This is a genomic window from Serratia sp. 14-2641 (assembly GCF_001692375.1).
In the GTDB taxonomy this organism is placed as follows: Bacteria; Pseudomonadota; Gammaproteobacteria; order Enterobacterales; family Enterobacteriaceae; genus Chania; species Chania fonticola_C.
The window spans coordinates 1-22,028 of the sequence record NZ_LXKR01000088.1 but is presented as its reverse complement, the minus strand read 5'-3'; the positions used below and the strand labels follow the sequence as shown (position 1 = coordinate 22,028).

General features: G+C 54.2%; 19 protein-coding genes. 15 read left to right on the top strand and 4 right to left on the bottom strand.

Annotated elements, in window-relative coordinates; translation table 11 throughout:
* Positions 1-4 precede the first annotated feature (4 nt).
* On the top strand, positions 5-622 hold the full coding sequence (gene napC / locus A6U95_RS25425; RefSeq protein WP_065686514.1) for a cytochrome c-type protein NapC: 618 nt from the start codon (positions 5-7) through the stop codon (positions 620-622).
* 123 nt (positions 623-745) lie between these two features.
* Positions 746-1,321 carry a GDP-mannose pyrophosphatase NudK gene (gene nudK, locus A6U95_RS25420; protein WP_065686513.1) on the top strand — a complete coding sequence of 192 codons (576 nt, stop codon included), beginning with the start codon at positions 746-748 and terminating at the stop codon, positions 1,319-1,321.
* Between the two features lie 264 nt (positions 1,322-1,585).
* Here the strand turns inward: nudK and tal are convergent, their stop codons facing one another.
* Together tal and rpiB are read right to left on the bottom strand one after the other, a co-directional pair.
* Complete coding sequence (tal, locus tag A6U95_RS25415; protein WP_024484505.1) at positions 1,586-2,536, bottom strand: transaldolase; 951 nt, start codon at positions 2,534-2,536, stop codon at positions 1,586-1,588.
* 188 nt (positions 2,537-2,724) lie between these two features.
* A complete protein-coding gene (gene rpiB / locus A6U95_RS25410) occupies positions 2,725-3,183 on the bottom strand; it encodes a ribose 5-phosphate isomerase B (RefSeq protein ID WP_065686512.1) in 459 nt (152 codons plus the stop codon).
* A gap of 320 nt (positions 3,184-3,503) precedes the next feature.
* Between rpiB and A6U95_RS25405 the strand changes: the two genes are divergently transcribed.
* The 9 genes from A6U95_RS25405 to maeB all read left to right on the top strand — a co-directional run bounded on the left by A6U95_RS25405 (position 3,504) and on the right by maeB (position 12,945).
* Positions 3,504-4,616, top strand: coding sequence for an alcohol dehydrogenase catalytic domain-containing protein (locus A6U95_RS25405; protein ID WP_065686511.1), 1,113 nt, complete (start codon positions 3,504-3,506; stop codon positions 4,614-4,616).
* Between the two features lie 66 nt (positions 4,617-4,682).
* Complete coding sequence (locus A6U95_RS25400) at positions 4,683-5,942, top strand: MFS transporter (protein ID WP_065686510.1); 1,260 nt, start codon at positions 4,683-4,685, stop codon at positions 5,940-5,942.
* A gap of 23 nt (positions 5,943-5,965) precedes the next feature.
* Positions 5,966-6,724, top strand: a complete 759-nt coding sequence (locus A6U95_RS25395) for an SDR family oxidoreductase (protein ID WP_065686509.1) — start codon at positions 5,966-5,968, stop codon at positions 6,722-6,724.
* Between the two features lie 29 nt (positions 6,725-6,753).
* Positions 6,754-7,755, top strand: coding sequence for a dihydroxyacetone kinase subunit DhaK (locus tag A6U95_RS25390; protein WP_065686694.1), 1,002 nt, complete (start codon positions 6,754-6,756; stop codon positions 7,753-7,755).
* Between the two features lie 3 nt (positions 7,756-7,758).
* Positions 7,759-8,415, top strand: coding sequence for a dihydroxyacetone kinase subunit DhaL (dhaL, locus tag A6U95_RS25385; RefSeq protein WP_065686508.1), 657 nt, complete (start codon positions 7,759-7,761; stop codon positions 8,413-8,415).
* 99 nt (positions 8,416-8,514) lie between these two features.
* Entirely contained in the window at positions 8,515-9,477 is a 963-nt protein-coding gene (locus A6U95_RS25380; RefSeq protein ID WP_024527097.1) for a sugar-binding transcriptional regulator, read from the top strand.
* Positions 9,478-9,757: 280 nt separating this feature from the next.
* Positions 9,758-10,084 (top strand): phage holin, lambda family, encoded by a 327-nt coding sequence (locus A6U95_RS25375; protein WP_065686507.1) that lies wholly within the window; start codon positions 9,758-9,760, stop codon positions 10,082-10,084.
* On the top strand, positions 10,074-10,475 hold the full coding sequence (locus A6U95_RS25370; RefSeq protein WP_065686506.1) for a M15 family metallopeptidase: 402 nt from the start codon (positions 10,074-10,076) through the stop codon (positions 10,473-10,475). Before A6U95_RS25375 ends, A6U95_RS25370 begins: the two co-directional genes overlap by 11 nt.
* 190 nt (positions 10,476-10,665) lie before the next feature.
* Positions 10,666-12,945: an NADP-dependent oxaloacetate-decarboxylating malate dehydrogenase gene (gene maeB, locus A6U95_RS25365; protein WP_065686505.1), complete on the top strand. Its 2,280-nt coding sequence runs from the start codon at positions 10,666-10,668 to the stop codon at positions 12,943-12,945.
* 45 nt (positions 12,946-12,990) lie between these two features.
* Here the strand turns inward: maeB and mmuM are convergent, their stop codons facing one another.
* Complete coding sequence (gene mmuM / locus A6U95_RS25360) at positions 12,991-13,929, bottom strand: homocysteine S-methyltransferase (RefSeq protein WP_065686504.1); 939 nt, start codon at positions 13,927-13,929, stop codon at positions 12,991-12,993.
* The gene (gene mmuP / locus A6U95_RS25355) at positions 13,919-15,328 is read right to left on the bottom strand and encodes an S-methylmethionine permease (RefSeq protein ID WP_024527100.1); all 1,410 of its coding nucleotides are present in this window, start codon (positions 15,326-15,328) and stop codon (positions 13,919-13,921) included. Before mmuP ends, mmuM begins: the two co-directional genes overlap by 11 nt.
* 183 nt (positions 15,329-15,511) lie before the next feature.
* Here mmuP and A6U95_RS25350 point away from each other — a divergent pair, with 183 nt between their 5' ends.
* The 4 genes from A6U95_RS25350 to A6U95_RS25335 all read left to right on the top strand — a co-directional run bounded on the left by A6U95_RS25350 (position 15,512) and on the right by A6U95_RS25335 (position 21,851).
* The gene (locus A6U95_RS25350) at positions 15,512-16,351 is read left to right on the top strand and encodes a ChaN family lipoprotein (protein WP_065686503.1); all 840 of its coding nucleotides are present in this window, start codon (positions 15,512-15,514) and stop codon (positions 16,349-16,351) included.
* A 102-nt stretch (positions 16,352-16,453) separates the two neighbouring features.
* Positions 16,454-17,254, top strand: a complete 801-nt coding sequence (locus A6U95_RS25345) for an energy transducer TonB (protein WP_065686502.1) — start codon at positions 16,454-16,456, stop codon at positions 17,252-17,254.
* Positions 17,255-17,408: 154 nt separating this feature from the next.
* The gene (locus A6U95_RS25340; RefSeq protein WP_065686501.1) at positions 17,409-19,481 is read left to right on the top strand and encodes a S9 family peptidase; all 2,073 of its coding nucleotides are present in this window, start codon (positions 17,409-17,411) and stop codon (positions 19,479-19,481) included.
* Positions 19,482-19,610: 129 nt separating this feature from the next.
* Positions 19,611-21,851 carry a TonB-dependent receptor gene (locus tag A6U95_RS25335; protein WP_065686500.1) on the top strand — a complete coding sequence of 747 codons (2,241 nt, stop codon included), beginning with the start codon at positions 19,611-19,613 and terminating at the stop codon, positions 21,849-21,851.
* The last annotated feature ends 177 nt before the right edge of the window (positions 21,852-22,028 follow it).

Genomic DNA, 22,028 nt, shown 5'->3' with positions numbered 1-22,028 from the left:
AGCTATGGCCGAACGTAATACCACAACATCCGAGAAAAAGGCCGGACCGATCCGTCGTCTATGGCGCTGGTGGCGCAGGCCGAGCAGGCTAGCTCTGGGGACTTTGCTGCTGTTGGGCTTTGTCGCCGGGATCGTTTTCTGGGGCGGTTTTAACACCGGAATGGAAGCGGCCAACACCGAAAAATTCTGTATCAGCTGCCACGAGATGCGTGAAAACGTCTACGAAGAGTATATGGAGACGGTGCACTACAACAACCGCAGTGGCGTACGTGCCACCTGCCCTGATTGCCACGTTCCGCATGAGTGGGCACCAAAGATGCTGCGTAAGCTGAAGGCCAGTAAAGAGCTGTACGCCAAGGCGTTTGGCCTTATCGACACGCCACAGAAGTTTGAAGAGCATCGTCTGACCATGGCCAGCAACGAATGGGCGCGTATGAAGGCCAATAACTCGCAGGAGTGCCGTAACTGCCACAACTTCGAGTATATGGATTTCACCGCGCAGAAAACCGTGGCGGCCAAGATGCATGATAAAGCCATCACCGAAGGCAAAACCTGTATCGATTGCCATAAAGGGATCGCACATAAACTGCCGGACATGCACGGGATCCCTAACGGATTCTAACTCCGGTGGATATCAACCCCGCAGCGCTGCAAGGCCTGCGGGGTTTTTTGTTGCAAATCCGCCGTGGCTGCGCTTTGCTAGTGGCCAAAGGTTGCAGTGCGTTGGCTAACGGAAGAAGGGAAAATGTCGTCAAAAATTGAAAATATCAGAAAGCAGCTGTTATCGGACAACTGGTACGTTTTGAATAAATATACCTTTGAGTTAAAGCGTAAAAATGGCGGAACCATCGAACAGGTGCGCGAGGTCTATGACCGGGGCAACGGGGCGACCATTTTGCTGTATAACCGCGCCAAGGGCACCGTGGTGCTGACCAACCAGTTCCGCATGCCGACCTACGTCAACGGCAATGCCACGGGCATGTTGTTGGAAGCCTGCGCCGGGCTGCTGGATGACGATCAGCCTGAACAGTGCGCCCGCCGTGAAGCGGTAGAAGAAACCGGTTTTCAGGTTTCGAAGGTGCAAAAGATCTTTGAGGCCTACATGTCACCGGGTGGCGTGACGGAAATACTCCACTTCTTTATTGCCGAGTACCAGGATGATGAACGGCAAACCAGCGGTGGTGGCATCGAGGATGAAGATATTGAAGTGGTGGAATTGCCCTTTGGTGAGGCAATCGCGATGATCGCCGATGGTCGCATCAAGGATGGTAAAACCATCATGCTGTTACAGTATTTGCAGATCCACCGGGTGATGGAGTAGTTTCCTTCACTCCAACCCTCTCCCACAGGGAGAGGGAGCTGTTTGCCCCAGCTCTTTTGCAGGTAAATAGATAATCTCAGCAAACTCGAGCGACCCCCAATCCAATGCGTATCGCCGAATTTTCGAGCCACGTAAGGGATTAGGAAGAAGAAAGATAGGGTATTACACAGAGTAATCAACGAACTCGATCGGTCCCCTCTCCCTGTGGGAGAGGGTTAGGGTGAGGGGCAATTGCTTTGCCGATCTCACTTATTTATCATCACGTTACAGCTGTGCGATCAGCATATCTTCCAGCTTCTGCTGGTCGACGGCGAACAGGCGAATGCCTTCGGCCAACTTCTCAACCGCCATGGCATCCTGGTTATGCAGCCAGCGGAACTCAGCCTCGGCCAGTGGCGCAGGCTGGTAAAATCCTTCGGTAGACGGTGTCAGTTTACGTTCGATAGGCTGATTGCTTTGCTTCAACTCTTCCAGCAGGTTTGGCGCAATGGTCAAACGGTCACACCCCGCCAACGCCAGGATCTGCTCAACTTTACGGAAGCTGGCGCCCATGATCACGGTCTGATAGCGGTGCTGTTTGTAGTATTCATAAATGGTACGAACGGATTTCACGCCCGGATCCTGCTCTGCATCGTAATCGGTCATCGGCTGTCTGGCCTGATACCAATCGTAGATACGGCCAACGAACGGCGAAATCAGATAGACACCGGCTTCGGCGCAGGCACGGGCCTGAGCAAAGGAGAACAGCAGCGTCAGGTTGGTGTTGATGCCTTCTTTTTCCAGCTCTTCGGCCGCCTTGATCCCTTCCCAGGTGGCTGCCAGCTTGATCAGAATGCGGGATTTATCAATCCCCTGGTTTTGATACATGCCGATCAGCTTGCGTGCTTTGGCCACGCACATACCGCGATCGAAGGATAGGCGGGCATCCACCTCAGTGGAGATACGGCCCGGCACGCTTTTTAGAATTTCTACCCCGATATTCACCGCCAGTCTGTCACTGGCGTTAATCAGTTGGGTTTCTTTGCTGCCGCCTTGCTGGCGGGCGTACTCCAGCGCTTCGGTGATCAGCGATTTATACTGCGGCAGCGCCGCGGCCTTGAGGATTAACGAAGGGTTGGTGGTGGCATCCTGCGGTTCGAACTGGCGGATGGATTCGATATCGCCGCTGTCGGCAACGACTACGGTCAACTGTTTGAGTGCGTCTAATTGATTCATTTATAAGCTCCTTGCCCAAAGTCATAACAGTAAATGAGAACGTATTTCATTATGGTTAACACCATGCATCATATGGCTGATGAATGAAATACGCTTTTTCTGATTGTTGCAATGGATAGAAACAATGGGGGGCGCAAATGCAGGCTTGCTACGGGCCCCCACGCATTGACGCTTTATCGGCATTGGGTTCAGCGTTGGCCAACGACCTGTTCGTAATAGCCTATTCTTGCCACCTTGGGCGCCGATCCCCCTCCTTCAAATTCAGAGCCCAGCCAGGCTTCGACGATCGATTTCGCCAGTTCCGGGCCAATAACGCGTGCGCCAAGCGTGATGATTTGTGCATCGTTGCTTTTACGTGCGCGCTGTGCCGAATAAGTATCATGGCACTGTGCCGCGCGGATCCCCGGGACCTTGTTGGCCACAATGCTCATGCCAATACCGGTGCCACACAGCAAAATGCCACGTTGGTGTTTCCCATCCTTAATGCCCTGTGCCACCTGAAAGGCGATATCGGGATAACCGACGGGGGCCGTATCGCTTCCCGGTGAGTAGTCGGTGACCGAAATATCGCGTTGTTGCAGAAAAGCAACGATCACATTCTTCAGTTCAATGGCGGCATCATCGGCGCCAATCGCAATAGGCTGCATAACACATCTCCTGCTGGTCAAGGGTAAGGCTGACGATCCCCGGTGGCGCGTCATGGCTATTACCATAACCATCATTTATCAAATGTTCAATTGATGTTCATTTGTTTTTGTTTTTATTAAGAGTGTTTGGTCACTAAAGGTGATTAACGTCACGAATAAATCGGTATAAAGGCCTTTTTGATGACTTTAAGGGGGCTTCTTGAGCAGGATCACAATTTCAAAGGTTGGTGGTGGGCAAACATGTTGAGAGTATGTAATGTTTATTTGTTCTTTGTGTGTACTTATGATCATAAAAATAAACCCTACCCGAGGATAGAACTATGTGTCAGAACTGCGTAACAGCGGCAAACATGGCCGAAGGCATTCCTGAAACCATGAAAGCGGTGGTGGCCTATGCCCCGAAGGACTATCGCCTAGAGATTGTGGCGGTACCGAAAATTGGCCCGAAAGAGATCCTGGTGAAAGTTGAAGCCTGCGGCATCTGCGCCGGTGACGTTAAAGCGTTTGAAGGGGCCGCCAGCTTTTGGGGGGATGAAAAACAACCGGCTTATATCAAAGCGCCGATGATCCCTGGCCACGAGTTTATCGGCCACGTAGTGGGATATGGTGAAGGCGTTGAGGGATTTAAGCTGGGCGATCGGGTGATCTCTGAACAGATAGTCCCCTGCTGGCAATGCCGCTTCTGTAACCGTGGCCAGTATTGGATGTGTGAGAAACACGATCTGTATGGCTTCCAGAAGAACGTTAATGGCGGTATGGCGGAATACATGAAGTTCACCAAAGAGGCCATCAATTACCACGTTCCTGCGGATATGCCGATCGAGGACGCCATTCTGATCGAACCCTATGCCTGTTCTTTCCATGCGGTACAGCGCGCCAATATCAAACTGGGTGACGTGGTGGTGCTGGCCGGGGCCGGAACGCTGGGGTTGGGGATGATCGGGGCGATTAAAAAATCTGGCCCATCGAAGCTGGTGGTGCTCGATCTGTCTGACGAGCGCCTGGCGTTAGCGAAAGAATTTGGTGCTGACATCGTGCTGAACCCACTGCGCGATGATGTGATGGCGATCGTTAAGGACATGACCGAAGGCTACGGCTGCGATATCTACATTGAAGCCACCGGCGCGCAGCAATCTGTCGAACAGGGGCTGATGCTGATCCGCAAATTGGGCACCTTTGTCGAGTTCTCGGTGTTTAAAGATCCGGTGACCGTCGATTGGAGCATTATCAGCGATCGTAAGGAGCTGGACGTGCTCGGGTCGCACCTGGGCCCTTATTGTTATCCGTTGGTGATTGAAGGGATACGCAATGGCGATCTGCCCACCAAAGGCGTCGTCACTCAAACGTTGCCACTTGAGCAGTTTGCTGAAGGCTTCGCCATGATGAAACGGGGCATCGGCTCAATCAAAGTGGTGCTCAACCCAAATCTGTAATGCCTGCATCATTCTTCGGGTGCGGGCTAGCCTGCACCTCCACAATTCAATGTGCTGGGGTGTTTTATGCTGAATGGACTGATTCATCGCATTGGTCTGTCACCAAAATTAATGCTCGGTTATGCCGGTGTGTTGGTCTTTATGATGGGGGAGGGGCTGGAACAAGGCTGGCTTTCACCCTATTTGATCGGCAAAGGCTTAACCATTCAGGAATCTGCGCTGCTGTTTAGCGTTTACGGTTTTGCTGCGGCAATCTCCGCCTGGTTTTCCGGCGTATTGGCGGAAATCTTTACCGCTCGCCGCGTCATGCTGGCCGGGTTGTTGCTGTTCTTGCTGGGCTCGGTGTGTTTTCTGGTGTGGGGATTACCCAGTAATAACCTGTCGGTGATGATACCGACCTATGCGCTGCGCGGGCTGGGCTATCCCCTGTTTGCCTATGGTTTTCTGGTGTGGGTCGCCTATGAGGCCCCGCCGGAGAGGCTGGGTTCCGCCGTGGGGATTTTCTGGTTTGTCTACAGCGGTGGGTTGAGCGTACTGGGCGTGCTCTACTCCAGCATCATGCTGCCGTTCCTGGGGGAAATTCATACCTTATGGAGCGCATTAATCTTTGTGGTGCTCGGGGCGATGATCGCACTGATGCTTAACCGCACCCCTGGCCATAGCGACATGGGGGACAAGCAAAAAGCCTCTCTCAGCTATGTGCTAAAGGGGATCACCATTGCGTTTGAGAACCCGAAAATCGGCCTGGGTGGCATTGTCCGCACCATCAATACCTCTGCGGCGTATGGCTTCGTGGTGTTTATGCCGATGTACATGATGGATATCGGGTTTAGCCGCACTGACTGGCTACAGATGTATGCGGCACTGTGGACGGTGAACATTATCTTCAACCTGATCTTTGGGGTGATCAGCGACGGCTTGGGCTGGCGTAACGTCGTCATGTGGTTCGGTTGCGTCGGCTGCGCCGTCACCACGCTGATGTTCTATTACGTGCCTTATTTCCTTGGCCCCAATTTTTTGCTGACCGTCGTGGCCGCCGGGCTATTCGGTGCTTGCCTGGCCGCCTTTGTGCCTCTTTCGGCCATTATGCCGACGTTGGCCCCGGAGAATAAAGGTGCCGCCATGTCGATCCTGAATCTCGGCGCGGGTTTGAGCACCTTCGTTGGCCCGGCAGTGGTAGGGTTGTTTATTGGCAGCTTGGGGAGCAGTGGGGTGATTTGGATTTTCACCGGCCTGTATTTGTTCAGCGGCGTATTGATGAAATATGTCACCTTGCCTAAAGCCGTGCCTGCCGCCGTGGAAGAAAATCATCACAGCCTGGCGTAACTAACCGTTTGAGGGAGTTTTCTATGATTACTGGTCAAAGCAAGGGAGCCTTGCAAGGGAGAGTGGCGTTGATAACCGGCGGCGCGGCGGGAATAGGTCTGGCTATTGCCAAATGCTATCTGCAAAACGGTGCGCAGGTTGTGCTGTTGGATCGTGCTGCACAGGTGGTGCAGATTGCCCAACAGCTGGATGAGCAGCAGGCGTTGGGCATCGTGATGGACGTTACCGACAAAGCCTCGGTAGAACAGGCTGTTGCGCAGGCCAATGCGTATTTCGGGCGGCTGGATGTACTGGTCAATAGCGCCGGGATCGTCGCGCTGTATCCGGCGGAAGAACTGCCCGAAGACGCTTGGGATAACACTATGGCGGTGAACCTGAAAGGGGTGTTCCTTACCAGTCAGGCCGTGGGTCACTATTTTATTCGTCAGGGCAGTGGCAGCATTATCAACCTGGCCTCGCAGGCCGGTGTAGTCGCCTTACCCAATCATCTGGCTTACTGCGCCAGCAAGGCCGGCGTGATTGGTTTGACCCAGGTTCTGGCATTGGAATGGGGGCCGCACAACGTGCGGGTAAACGCCATTTCACCCACGGTGGTGCTGACCGAGTTGGGGCGCAAAGCATGGTCAGGTGAGGTTGCGGAACAAATGAAGCAGAAAATTCCCCTAAGGCGCTTTGCCGAACCCGAGGATATTGCCGCCAGCGCGCTGTTCTTGGCAAGCGATGCGGCCAGCATGATCACCGGCAGCAATCTGGTGGTTGACGGCGGTTACACCATTCAATAACTCGATACTCAGGCAAAAGAGAGGCCATGATGAACAGAATCATTAACGATCCCGATCACGTCGTGGAAGATGCCATTCAGGGCTATCTGAAGGCTCATCCGGAATATTTCACCGCGACCGATAATGCACGAGTCCTCAAATACCCTGCTGCACCGATCAAAGGCAAGGTAGGTATTGTTACCGGTGGGGGCTCGGGGCATGAGCCAGCGTTTCTGGGCTATGTTGGCAAGAACATGCTCGATGCTGTAGCCATCGGTGAGATTTTCTCTTCGCCAACGGCGGGGGCATTTCTGGATGCGTTCAAGGCCGCGGACAGCGGGGCGGGGGTCGCCTGCCTGTATGGCAACTATGCTGGCGATAATATGAACGTCAAAATGGCGATGAAGAAGGCCAGCGCCGCCGGTATCGCGGTAAAAACCGTGGTGGCAAATGATGATGTTGCCTCTGCGCCCGCCAGTGAAATTGAAAAGCGCCGTGGCGTCGCCGGTGAAATTCTAATGTGGAAAATCGGGGCCGCTGCCGCAGCACTGGGTTACGATCTCGACGAGGTGATCGCTGCTGCGCAAACGGCCATTGGCAATTGCCGCTCGATCGGGGTCGGGCTCAGCTCTTGCACCATCCCTGCGGTAGGTAAGCCCAACTTCCATATTGCCGATGGCCAAATGGAGATCGGGATTGGCCATCACGGTGAGCCTGGGATTGAGGTATCACCGATCCAGTCGGCGTCCGCGATGGCTGGCACCATGCTCGACTTTGTGCTCAATGATATGCCGTTGAACAAGGGGCAGGAAGTCGCCTTGCTGATTTCTGGCCTGGGAGCCACGCCGGTGATGGAGCTCTACATCTATTATGCCGAGGTTGAAAAGCGGCTGACGGAGCGTGGCATCAAGGTTCACCGTCGCTATGTGGGTAACTATTTTACCTCACTGGAAATGATGGGAGTGACGCTAACCGTGATGAAGCTCGACGACCAATTGAAAACGTTGCTTGATATGCCCGCTCATTCATTGGGCCTAACCCAGGTGGAGTGAATCATGACCACACAAATTTCGACGCAGTATGGCAATGAGATCGTCACGGCGCTGATTGGCGTGATTGTCAGCAATCGTGAGTATCTCAGTGAGATAGATGGTGCGATTGGCGACGGCGATCACGGCATTAATATGTCAAAAGGCTTCACCTTATGTGGCGAGGCCATCAAGGGCCAAAATCTGTCGTTGGCACAGGCTTTCGACGCGGTAGCGGACGCGCTGATGGAAGGGATTGGTGGCTCGATGGGGCCGCTGTATGGCAGTCTGTTCATGGGCATGGCCGACGGCGTGCGCGATAAAGCGGCGCTGGATAAACAGGTTTTTCTGGTTATGTTACGCAATGGACTCACTGAACTGCAAGACATCAGCAGCGCTGGCGTAGGTGACAAGTGCCTGATGGATACGTTGATCCCTGCGATCGAAGGGTTTGAGCAGGCGGTTCGGCGCGGCGATAGCTTCAGTGAATCACTGGAACAGCTGAAACGAGCTGCCGTTGTCGGGCGTGATTCAACCCGCGATCTGGTTGCCAAGATTGGCCGCGCGAGTCGGTTGGGTGAACGTTCGCGCGGTGCGCTGGATGCCGGTGCGGTATCCTGTTGTCTACTTTTATGCCAACTGGCTGATGCGGTAGAACAACGCTTGAATACCGTTGCCGCCTGAACAGGTTATACTAGCGGGCAATGCGATAAGCTGGGTTCGGCATGCTGAACCCATCTTCTATTGAAAAAGACCAATTTGCCGTGGGGAAACGTGTAACGGATGGAAAAAAAAACAGGATCCCAGGATAACGAACTGCTGACTGAAATTGCCGTGGCTTATTATCAGGACGAAATCACTCAGGAGGAGATTGCAAAAAAGTTCGGTATTTCGCGGATTAAGGTCGGGCGTTTACTCAAGCGGGCCAAAGAAGAAGGCATTGTTGAGATTACCGTCCGTTATCATCCGGTATTCAGTACCCGGCTGGAGCAGCAAATGCTGGAGCGTTTCTCTCTCAGCCGTGCATTAATCGCGCTGGATCATCAGGATGAGGAAGAACAGCGGCGTCAGGTAGCAGCATTGGTTTCCGGTTATCTGGCTATGTCATTGAAAGATAATATGGTGCTGGCGGTTGGCCAAGGGCGTAACGTGGCTGCGATCGCCGACCATGTGGGCAGCGTGGCACCAAAAAGCTGTAAATTTATCTGTGGCATTGGGGGAACGCATCGCCCTGGTGACGCTATAAATGCTGATCACATCAGCCGCCGTTTGGCGAAGAAGTTTGGTGGTAGCAGCGAGACGCTGTATGCCCCGGCGTATGTTGAAAACCGGGCGCTGAAAGAGGCGTTTATGCAAAACGGCACCATCAAGGAAACCCTGGATCGGGCGCGCAAGGCCGATGTGGCTCTGGTGGGCATTGGTGATATGAATGAAAACAGCTACATGGTAAAACTTGGCTGGTTTACTCCCCACGAGATCATTGATGCCAGTCTGAATCAGGGTGTGATCGGTGATATCGCCGGTTATGACTTTTTCAATGCGCAGGGGATGCATGTGGATACGGTGATGAACGATCGCGTCATTGGCCTGAGCATTGATGAACTGCGGAAAATCCCTTGTGTGATCGCCATTGCCTCTGAGAATACCAAAGCGTTGGCTATTCTGGGCGCGCTGCGCACCGGGGCGATCGATATTATCGCGACCAGTGCCCTCAACATCCGCACCATTCTTAATATGTCACAGTAATCGCTACGGTAAAAAAGGGTTTAACTGCGTCAGGTTGAACCCTTTGCGATTCCCCCCTTCTGGTAAAACTGACCTCCGGCCCTTGTTCGGTGAGCGCTCTAACAACGCAAAGCAAACGACAGCGCTGAGGTTGTCGGTATAATTGTCCTTCTGAATTATCCAATTATTAAAGAACGATAGCACTTGATGCTATTCCAGTCATTCGGTTGGATAGTTCACGTCGCCTAATTTTATTTGGCGTTTGAAATGCTCATGCGGCTAATAATAACCAGGAGGAGCCATGTCCAGCTTTGAGCCAGACGCTGTTGGCGCAATCATTCAGCGAGTCTGTGAATATCTGCAACCGGTCTTTAATGCCCTTTTAGCGGGCACTATGGCGTTATTGAAAGGCGCCTATCTGAATATGCCATCACGCCGCCGGTTATTAAACGCCGGTATTTGTGCCTTGTTGGCATTAACCATTCGCGATCTGTTATCGCTGATGGGGTTGGAGTTGGCATGGGCTAATGCCATCAGCGTATTAATTGGTTTTCTCGGTGCGGATTACCTTGGCGATTTAATTAAACGATTTATTGGAAAAAAAACGGGATTTAACAATGATAAGTGAAACTACGGAGATTAAATTCAACGCGCGCAGCGAGAAAAACCTGATCGGGGTACATCCCGATTTGGTGCGGGTGATGCGTTTGGCGCTGCGTTATTCGCTGGTGCCGTTCACCGTCACCGAAGGATTGCGCTCCATGGCCCGCCAACGGGATTTGCTGCGTGAGGGGAAAAGCCAAACGCTAAGAAGCCGCCATCTTACCGGGCATGCGGTTGACGTAGTGGCGATGCCTTTAGGGACGGTGTCTTGGGAATGGGATTACTATGCCCAGATCGCTTCGGCTGTGCGGCGTGCCGGGTTGGAGTGCGGTGTTGATGTCGAGTGGGGCGGTGGATGGAAAACGCTGAAAGATGGGCCACATTTCCAATTACCGTTCAAAGATTATCCGGCTTGAGCGGTCAACGGTGACTTCTGAGGTGATCAAAACTGCTGCTTTTCTGTTCGCTTAACTTCCTTTTAACTTTTATTTACAAGTTTCGCCCAAGGTTATGGCACGCTTCAAAGTTTGTGACGATTCTCTCACTATACTAGTTCAGCGATAAAGCCTTACCTCAACATAAAAGAAGAAAGCAAAGGAACCCATAATGGACGAACAGCTCAAACAGAGTGCCCTTGATTTCCATCAGTTTCCGGTCCCAGGGAAGATCCAGGTATCGCCGACTAAACCGCTAGCTACACAGCGCGATCTGGCCTTGGCCTATTCGCCGGGCGTGGCTGCTCCCTGCCTGGAAATTGCCGCCGATCCGCTGGCTGCTTATAAATATACCGCCAAGGGTAACCTGGTGGCGGTGATCTCCAACGGCACCGCGGTGCTGGGGTTGGGGAATATCGGTGCGCTGGCCGGTAAGCCGGTCATGGAAGGTAAAGGGGTTCTGTTTAAGAAGTTTTCCGGTATTGACGTGTTCGATATCGAAGTCGATGAACTCGATCCTGACAAGCTGATTGACGTGATCGCTGCGCTGGAACCGACCTTCGGCGGCATTAACCTGGAGGATATCAAAGCGCCCGAGTGCTTCTATATTGAGAAGAAGCTGCGTGAGCGTATGAAGATCCCGGTGTTCCATGACGATCAGCATGGCACGGCGATTATTACCACCGCTGCGGTGCTCAACGGCCTGCGGGTGGTGAAGAAAAACATCTCCGACGTACGCCTGGTGGTATCGGGAGCCGGTGCGGCCTCGATTGCCTGTTTGAACCTGCTGGTTGCGTTGGGGCTGAGCAAGCAGAACATCACCGTTTGCGACTCCAAAGGCGTGATCTATCAGGGCCGCGACGCCAAGATGGAAGAAACCAAGGCGGCGTATGCCATTGCGGATAACGGCCAGCGTACGCTGGGGGATGCCATTCCCAATGCCGATATTTTCCTGGGTTGCTCCGGCCCTGGCGTGCTGACGCAGGACATGGTGAAAACCATGGCCAGAGATCCACTGATCATGGCGCTGGCTAACCCGGAACCGGAAATTCTGCCGCCGTTGGCGAAAGCGGTACGCCCAGATGCGATCATCTGTACCGGCCGTTCTGATTATCCCAACCAGGTGAACAACGTGCTGTGCTTCCCGTTCATCTTCCGTGGCGCGCTGGATGTGGGGGCCACGACCATCAACGAAGAGATGAAGCTGGCCTGCGTGCACGCTATTGCCGATCTGGCGCTGGCAGAACAGAGCGACGTGGTGGCTTCGGCGTATGGCGATCAGGACCTCTCCTTTGGCCCGGAATACATCATTCCCAAACCGTTCGACCCGCGCCTGATTGTCAAAATCGCCCCGGCGGTAGCCAAGGCAGCCATGGATTCCGGCGTGGCGATGCGCCCGATCGAAGACTTTGATGCCTACGTGGAGAAACTGACCGAGTTCGTCTACAAAACCAACCTGTTTATGAAGCCGATCTTCTCCCAGGCGAAGAAAGAAGTGAAACGCGTGGTAATGGCCGAAGGTGAAGAAGAGCGCGTCCTGCATGCCACCCAAGAGCTGGTATCGCAGGGGCTGGCTTACCCAATCCTGGTGGGCCGCCCAAGCGTGATTGAAATGCGCCTGAAGAAACTCGGCCTGCAGCTGACGCCGGGCAAAGACTTTGAAGTGGTGAATAACGAGTCCGATCCGCGTTTTAATGAATACTGGGGGGAGTATTACCAGATCATGAAGCGCCGTGGCGTTTCCCAGGAGCAGGCTCGCCGTGCGGTGATCGGTAACCCAACGCTGATTGCTGCCATCATGCTGCACCGTGGTGAGGCTGACGCGATGATTTGTGGCACTATCGGCAGCTACCACGAGCATTATGACGTGGTGGAAAAGGTGTTCGGGTTCCGTGAAGGGGTGCATGTGGCAGGGGCGATGAACGCCTTACTGCTGCCGAGTGGTAACACCTTTATCGCCGATACCTACGTCAACGATGACCCAACGCCGGAACAGCTGGCGGAAATCACCCTGATGGCGGCAGATACGGTACGGCGCTTCGGGATTGAGCCGAAGGTAGCACTGTTGTCCCACTCCAGCTTTGGTTCTTCCAATTGCCCGTCGGCGAGCAAAATGCGTAAAACGCTGGAGCTGGTCAATCAGATGGCACCGGGATTGGAGATCGACGGTGAGATGCACGGGGACGCCGCGCTGGTGGAAAGTATCCGCCACGATTTGATGCCGGACAGCCCGCTGAAAGGTGCGGCCAACATCCTGATCATGCCGAGTATGGAAGCGGCGCGGATCAGCTACAACCTGCTGCGTGTCTCGTCTTCCGAAGGGGTAACGGTAGGGCCGGTATTGATGGGCGTATCCAAGCCGGTACATATCCTGACGCCGATCGCTTCGGTGCGCCGTATCGTCAACATGGTGGCATTGGCAGTCGTAGAAGCACAAACCCAACCGCTGTGATAGCGTGAAAGAGACCCCCTGCGGCTTCGGCCACAGGGGGTTTTTTTATGCGTGGCAGCGTTCGGCAATCGCCTGAATGTCGGCAGGCGTGGTTCGACAACAGCCGCCAATCAAGCGGGCCCCGGCATGCTGCCAATCGGCCAACTGATTAATCAGATGATGCTGGTGGTTACCACAGCTGTGCCAGGTTTTGCTCACCGCGTTGTAGTGTTCGCCGGAGTTTGGGTAAACCAGTAACGGTTTATTGCTCAGCGCGGCAAGCTGCTGCAACGCCGGGGTGACGTTTTCCAACGCGATACAATTGACGCCTACTGCCAGCACCTGTGGGTTATCGTTAAGCTCAGCCATGACGACGGCCAGTGGTGTACCATCGCTTAGATGCTGGCTATCGCGCAGAGTGAAAGAGAACCACCCACCCAGCGCTGGGAATTCCGCCAGCAGCGCCAGCAGGGCCTGTAATTCGGCGAACGAAGGCAGCGTTTCACATGCCAGGAGATCCACTCCAGCATTGGCCAGAGCAGTGATACGCGGACGATGGAACGCGATCATCTCTGCTTGCGGCAGATGGTAGTCGCCACGGTATTCAGAGCCGTCTGCCAGGTAGGCGCCATAAGGGCCGACCGAACCGGCAACCAGTAAAGGCAATTGCTGCGGGCGCTGGGCCAGATAATCGGCGCGTGCCTGCTGTGCCAGGTGGACGCTTTGGGCGATCAGTGCCAGCGATTGCGACTCATCCAGGCCTCGGCGTAAAAAACCTTGGGGCGTGGCCTGATAGCTGGCGGTAATGGCGCACTGCGCTCCTGCATTGAAGTAATCCAGATGTACCTGATAAATCAGCTCCGGGTTTTCAATCAGCACTTTCGCCGACCACAACGGATCGGTGAGATCGCAACCTCGGGCCTCCAGTTCGGTGGCCATTGCCCCGTCCAAAATCAACGTGCGGTTATCGGCCAGCAAGGCGGCCAGAGGGTTGTTAACCGACATGTTCTTCTCCGGTGTTCAGTAGGTTTTTCTGCCCGGAACGCCGGGTCAGGTAATAGGCCAGATAACAGATCGCCACAAACGGCAGGCCGCAATACAGTGCCACGCGTTGCTCTGGGTCGAATGCCAGACCGATACAGGCCAATAAACACAGCGCAAAGCCGACAATAGGCGTCAGCGGATAGCCTGGTGCACGGTATTTCAGCCCTTCAATCGGTTGACCGCTGCGCAGATAGCGACGGCGAAAAACGTAGTGGGCGGCACAGATGCTCAGCCAGACGGCAACGACCGCAAAGCCGGAGATGGCAGACAGTGCCACAAACACCGTATCGGGAGCGATCACGCTGGTCAACAGGGCCAGCACGCCGCCGAGCATGCTGAACGTCAATGCATTCATCGGGATCCCGCGCGCATTCACTCGTGAAAAATAGGCAGGCATGGTGCGCTGATTGGCCAGCGACCACAGCATGCGCCCCGAAGCATACAGCCCGGAGTTGGCGGCCGAGAGAATGGCTGTCAGGATCACGAAGTTAAAAATATCGGCGGCATAAGGCACCCCAATACGCTCAAAGACCAGAACAAACGGGCTTTTCACGATCCCGGCCTGCTCCATAGGGATCAGCGCTGCCAGGATAAATACCGTACCGATAAAGAACACCATCAGGCGGACCACCGTAGTGCGGATGGCCCAGGGCACCACTTTTTCCGGATTTTCGGTTTCGCCCGCCGCAATGCCGATCAGCTCAGTACCGGAGAAGGCGAAATTGACGGCTACCATGGTCATCAGGATCGGTAACGTTCCATTGGGCAGCCAACCCGATGAGGTCAGGTTACTCAGGAAGGGCGCTGGCGTGCCGTCTTTCATCGGGATCAGGCCAAACATGGCTGCACCACCCAGCACGATAAACGCCAGAATGGTGATCACTTTGATCAGCGAGAACCAGAATTCACTTTCGGCAAAGAAGCGGGTGGTGATGACGTTGAGCAGAAAAATGGCCAGACAGAAAATCAGACACCACAACCAGACCGGTGATTGTGGAAACCAGTATTGCATACAGAAACCGGCGGCTGTCAGGCTGGAACCCAACGCGACGGTCCAGGTCAGCCAGTACAGCCAGGCAACGGTATAGCCGGTTGCCGGGCCAAGATAGCGTGCCGCATAGACGTGAAATGCGCCGGTTTCCGGCATGGCGACGGCAAGTTCCCCCAGACACAGCATGACCAGATAGACCACGACAGCGCCAATCAAATAGGCCAGCAGGGTGCCTAGTGCACCGGTAGTGGAGATGATATAGCCAGTGTTGAAAAACAGACCGGTACCGATCACGCCGCCCAGCGACAGCATCACCAAATGCCGGGCTTTCATGGTGCGTTTGAATTGCCCTTCAGCGGCAGGTTGCATAACACTCTATCCATATAGACGTCTAAATGGCTATCAGTTATACCCGTTCCATTACGCGAAATCAACGTAACTCAAAACACGGTAACGAGAAAACAGGTGTCAGCCACCAGGTGCTGCCAATTTCTATATGCAAATGATAACTATTATCTATAATGTCGCCACTTTTGTGTAAGGAAAGACAACATGAAGTTTCTGATATTGTTTGCAACGTTGGTGCTTACGGCCTGTAGCCAGGGGCCAACCTCTCCCCCGAAAAGCGACATTACCACGCTAGGCAAGATTGTTGATTTACGCAGTGGCGAGATATTGACGCCGCAGCAGTTACTGACGCGCCTGGCAGATCAGCCACGGGTGATCGTGGGTGAAAAGCACGACAATCCTTATCACCACCAGATCGAACTGTGGCTGGTAGAGCAATTACCTAAGCTAAGACCGCAGGGCAGCGTGTTGATGGAGATGATCACACCCAGCCAGCAAGGCAAAGTGGATGAAGTAAAGCAGTGGCTGCAAACCGAACCGACGGTACGTGATAGCCGCGTAGCTGAACTGACAGCCTGGCAAGCCAGTTGGAAGTGGTCACTGTATGGTGACGTGGTAATGGCGGCGATGCGTGCACCTTATCCTCTGTTATCCGCCAACCTCGATCGCAGCGAAATCATGGCGTTTTATCAGCGGCCCGAATTCCCCAAAGGCCAGCTTTCCGTGCGCCCAGAAGTCCAGCAGGCGCTCGCTGCCACCATCCGTGATTCCCATGACGGCAAAATTGATGAGGTGCAGCTGCATGCCATGCTCGCCATTCAGCAGCAGCGCGATCGCCGTATGGCCGAAAGTTTACTGGCTGCACCCACCCCTGCACTGTTGATGGTGGGGGGGTATCACGCCTCCAGAACGGTCGGTGTGCCGCTGCATATCCAGGATCTGCAGCCCGGTGCCAAATTTACGGTGTTGATGCTGGCAGAGCAGGGCGTGGCAATCGATCGGCCCTTGGCGGATTACCTGTGGGTCACGCCAACCGCAAAATGATTACGTCAGGATAGCGAAAAGATCTGTCATTAACATTTACAAATGATTATCATTAGCAAATGTGATCTGCAATCATTCGCAATTAGGTAATCTACTATCCCTATGTTTAGTCAGCCTTATAGCACTCAGGCGGCTGCTCTGCCGCAGCCGCGCTGGGGGCGTGGTTTACTGTATGCGCTAGGCGTTCATCTGGCGCTGGTATGGCTGTTTTACTGGCCGCAAACTTCGTTGCCGCCGGTGCTGATGCCGCCACCGGCGATCATGCTCAGTTGGGCGGCGCAGATCGAAGCGCCAAGCCAGCCTAAACCGTTGCCGCTGGGGTTGCAGCAACAAGCGGACAGTTCCGCAGCACAGCCTGCGCAACAGCAGCGGGAGCCGGAGATGCCCGAACTGGCACGTGCCGAGGCGGCAAAAATTGTGGTGGCCGAGCGCAGTAAAAATGCGCATAAGCAGCAGCGTAAAGCGCCGCCAAAGCCGCCAACTCCGATGGAGAAAGAGCAAGACGTCACGCATTCCGCAGCAGCCAGCACGGCGGCACCCAAGGCGCAAAACCTGGCACAGCGCGTGGCGGCTCCGTTAAACAGCGATTCTACCGCGCAGGCGCAGGCCAGGCTTTCCTGGGAGAGCCAGGTCAAAGGGATGCTCAACCGAGTGAAGCGCTATCCGGCAGACGCCAAACGGCGTCAGCGTTCGGGGGCACCGGTGGTGAGTTTTGTGGTGGATGCTCAGGGGCGAGTGGCCGATGTCGTACTGAAAACGCCCTCCGCTACCGCGTCGTTAGATCGTGAAGCGCTGGCGGTGATATTGCGTGCGCAGCCGTTACCTTCGCCACCAGCGGAAATGCTGCGCCAAGGCAAGATTGCCGTGACCATGGCAGTGGATTTTAACCTGGCGTTGTTGTAAGCCAGCCAAAAAGTATTTACCCATCAGGCGTTATCTCTTGTTGTACGCAATAGGAGAGGGGGTTGCTACGCTCAAATTATTGTGAGGGGTTATGACATTACCTGTTCAATCGGCTCGCTGCCGCAGGCCTTTGGTGACTTATTTACTGATTTCTATGGGGGTATTAAGCTTTGCCACCAAGGTGGCCGCGCAGCCGCCCCAGGCTGAAATTATTCCACATAAATTAACCGCCCTGGGCGAAACACGAATCGATAATTATTATTGGCTGCGCGATGATAGCCGCCAGAATAAACAGGTGTTGGCTTATCTGACGGCGGAAAACCGTTATACCGAACAGGTGATGCAGCCGTATCAGACGCTGCGCGATCGGTTGTATCACGAAATGCTGGGCCGCATGAGCCTGGAAGATCGCTCGGTTCCCTACCAGCTCAATGGCTACCGCTACCAGGAACGCATTGATGCGGGTAAGGAGTTTGCCGTCTACCAGCGGCAGGCCGTGGCGGATGGCTCCGCCTGGCAGACGTTGCTGGATGCCAATCAGCGCGCCCAGGGCCAAGATTATTACCGCGTGGGGGGAATGGCGGTCAGTGAAGATAACCGCCGCCTGGCCGTGGCGGAGGATACTCAAGGGCGCAGGCAGTACCGCATTTCCCTGCGCGATCTGGCTAGCGGCACTTGGGCCAAAGAGGTGATTGAAAACACCTCGGGCAATATGGTGTGGGCCAACGACGGCAACAGCTTGTTCTATGTGCGCAATCATCCCCAAACGCTGTCACCCTATCAGGTCTACCGCCATCAATTTGGTACGCCGGTTGCGGCCGATAAGCTGGTGTATCAGGAAAACGATGGGGCATTTTACCTGAGCTTGGGTCTCTCCTCTTCGCGGGATTACGTGATTGTCACCATCAGCGGGAATACCACTTCCGAAGTGCGTCTGCTCGACGCCAACCGGCCGCAAACTCCGGTACAACTTTTTGCCCCGCGTCAGACTGGGCGCGAATATTACCTCGACCATTATCGCGGTGAGTTTTATCTGCGTTCCAATCATCAAAGCCCGCACTTTGGTTTGTACCAGACTGCGTCCGCGAGCCAGCCATGGCAGCCGCTGATCGCTCCACAGGAAAACGGTGAGCTGGAAAGCTTTGCCCTGTTTCGTGACTGGTTGGTGGTGAAAGAGCGCAGTGGGGGCCTGGTGCATTTACGGCAGATTGCCTGGCAAGGGGGCGAGCAACGCAGCATTGCGTTTGATGATGCCAGCTATATGGCCTGGCTGGGCTACAACCCGGACCCGGAAAGTGACCGTCTGCGCTATGGCTATTCGGCCATGACCACGCCAACCAGCACCTATGAATGGGATCTCAACAGCGGTAAACGCGAGTTGCTGAAACGACAGGAAGTGAAGGGCGTAGAACCAGGCCTGTATCACAGTGAGCGCTTGTGGATCACCGCCCGCGACGGAGTAAAGGTGCCGGTCTCGCTGGTATACAACAGCGCCAAATTCAAACCTGGCAAAAGTCCGTTGGTAGTGTACGGCTACGGTGCCTATGGCATGAGTATGGATCCGGCGTTCAGCGCCAATCGCATTAGCCTGTTGGATCGCGGTTTCGTCTATGCGCTGATCCACGTACGCGGCGGTGGTGAGCTTGGGCAAGACTGGTATCAGCAGGGCAAACTGGCGAACAAACCAAACACCTTCAATGACTTTATCGATGCCACTCAGGCGCTGATCGATAAGGGATACGGGCAGCCGGGGCGCGTTTACGCGATGGGAGGCAGTGCCGGAGGCTTGCTGGTGGGGGCGGTGATCAATCAGGCTCCCCAACTGTATAACGCGGTGGTGGCTCAGGTACCTTTTGTGGATGTGCTGACGACGATGCTGGATGACAGCATTCCGTTGACCGTCGGTGAATACGAGGAGTGGGGCAACCCCAATCAGCCGCAGCCCTATGCGCTGATCAAGTCCTACAGTCCGTACGATAATGTGCGCGCGCAGCGCTACCCGAATCTGTTAGTCACCAGCGGACTTTATGATTCACAGGTGCAGTATTGGGAACCCGCCAAATGGGTGGCGAAGCTGCGCCAATTCCAGCAGGGGGATGCGGTGTTATTGCTGTCCACGGATATGTCGGCGGGCCACGGGGGGAAATCGGGCCGCTTGAGTCGGTTGGAAAATAGCGCGCTGGAATACAGCTTTATTTTAGCAATGGACGAAAAAACGCAAAAATAAGGCTCTTGGCCGCGCAGCTTAATGGCTGCGCGGCAGATAATAACCATAATTAATTTCCGCCTACCTGGCGGTATTTTCTGCTGAGCATTGATCACTCACTGATTTTGATAGCAATACTTTAGGGGATATATGAAATTTAAACTGCTTATTGGTGCGGTTGGCACCGGTATGGTTTTGTCTGGCCCGCTGTTGGCTGCAGAAAATAAAGGCCAAGCGCTATTCAGCCCGCTGAACGTTTCGGCGGCGACTAATAACAGCGAACAGGAGGCATTGGAAAAGCCTGGGGCATTCAGCTCGCGCGACGAAAATAAAAATCTACAGTCGATAGATAATATCCTGCGCAGCATGCCCGGCACCTTCACTCAAATCGATCCCAGCCAAGGGGCGGTCAGCGTCAATATCCGTGGGATGAGTGGTTTTGGCCGGGTAAATACCATGGTTGATGGCATTACCCAGAGCTATTTTGGCACCTCGACCTCTGGCGTGATGTCCCATGGTTCTACCAACAATCAATCCGGCGTGCTGATCGATCCGAATTTTATTGTTGGGGTCGACGTGGCGCGTGGCGAGAACAGCGGTGCATCTGGGGTGAACGCATTGGCTGGCAGCGCCAACTTCCGCACTATCGGCGTGGATGATGTGGTGTTTGCCGATAATCCGTTTGGCGTGCGCACCAAGTTCTCCGTGGGCAGTAACGGCATTGGCCGCAGCGGTATGATCGCCGTTGGGGCCAAGGGGGCTGCGTTCACCGATACCGGCAGCTTGGGCGTGATGGCTGCCATTAGCGGCAGCTCCATCTATTCCAACTTCAACAACGGCGACGGCGTGAGCAGTGAAGATTTTGGTTACGACGAGTTTATGAAGCAAAACCCCAAATCGCAGCTGTTCAAGGTGGATATCAAGCCCAACGAATATCACAGCATTGAATTATCCGCCCGAACTTACCAGAATAAATTCTCGCGCCGCGATATCGACAGCAACGATTTTTATCTCAAATATCACTATGCGCCATTTTCTGAGTGGGTGGATCTGAATATGACCGCCAGCCACAGCAAGGGTAATCAGAAGTATGACAGTGATTCACTGTTCACTTTCTTTAATACCAATGCGGAAAACCGCTCCGACGCGCTGGATATCAATAATACCAGCCGTTTTAGCCTGTGGCAGACCGACGTAGCGTTCACCTACGGCGGTAAACTGATGCGCAACCAGTACGAAAAGCACGTCGAATCGCAGATTGAGGATCCGCAGACGGCGCATGAGGCGATCGAGAACAACACCTTTGCTCCGTCGGGCGACCAGCGTATCGCCAGCCTGTACACTGGCTTGCAACTCAACCGTGATATCTACCAGCTCGATCTCAATCTCAATTATGCCAACAACAAGCTCACTGGCTTTAAACCGGCCTGTGATTTGCGGGTGGAGTGTTTTCCGCAGGGGAGTGCCAACATCGACCTGAAGGAGCACGGATTTAACCCTTCGGTGATGCTGTCTGCGCAGGTCACGCCCTGGCTGCAACCTTTTGCCAGCTACAGCAAATCGATGCGTGCCCCCAACATCCAGGAAGTGTTCTTCTCTAACTCCGGAGGCGCTTCGATGAACCCGTTCCTGAAAGGCGAACGTGCAGAAACCTGGCAGGCCGGCTTTAACCTCAGCGGCAACGATCTGTTGTTCAAGCAGGATACCCTGCGCTTTAAGGCGGTGGTTTACACCAGTAAAATCAAAAACTATATCTTCAGCGAGTCTTACATGGTGTGCCGAAATGGCCGCAAGTGTAGTTTGGGTGAGAACTTGCAGAATGACTGGAGCGATGCCAGCGAAGAGTTCTCGGATAACATGTATATCTACGTCAACTCCCTGACGCCGGTGCGTACCCACGGGGTGGAGCTGGAAGCCAACTATGATGCTGGCCGCGGTTTTGCCCGTGCCTCATTTAGCAAACAGCATACCGACCAGCCTACCTCTATCGCCAGTAGCTACTTTGGTGCGGGAGATATCAACGAACTGCCGGACATGTATTTCACGCTGGATAGCGGGTTGCGTTTCTTTGACGAAGCGCTGACCGTGGGCAGCATCATCAAATATACCGGCAAGGCTCGCCGTCTTTCTCCTGATTTTGAAATGAGTGAGCAAACCGGGAAGTTGATGAAACAGGAGATGCCAAATATTCCCACCGTTATCGATCTGTACAGCACCTATCAGATAAACCGTAACCTATTGCTGAAATTCAGCGTGCAAAACGTGATGGATAAAAGCTATTCCGATGCGCTTAACAAGCTGAATATGCTGCCGATCCAAGGGGATGAGGCCACTGCGGCCAACACCGCCCGCGGTCGAACGTATCTGTTTGGTGGCGAGGTGCGCTTCTAAGCTGATTTGAGGCGTTTGCGGCCCCTCACCCCAACCCTCTCCCTGTGGGAGTGTACAGACCGAGGACATCATGAACACTTGTTCGGGGACATGGTAGACACTTACAACATAGGTATGAGTACTTCTGAGTGGAGCTGCTTATGCCGTGGAATGAGAGATCTGCCATGTCATTACGTA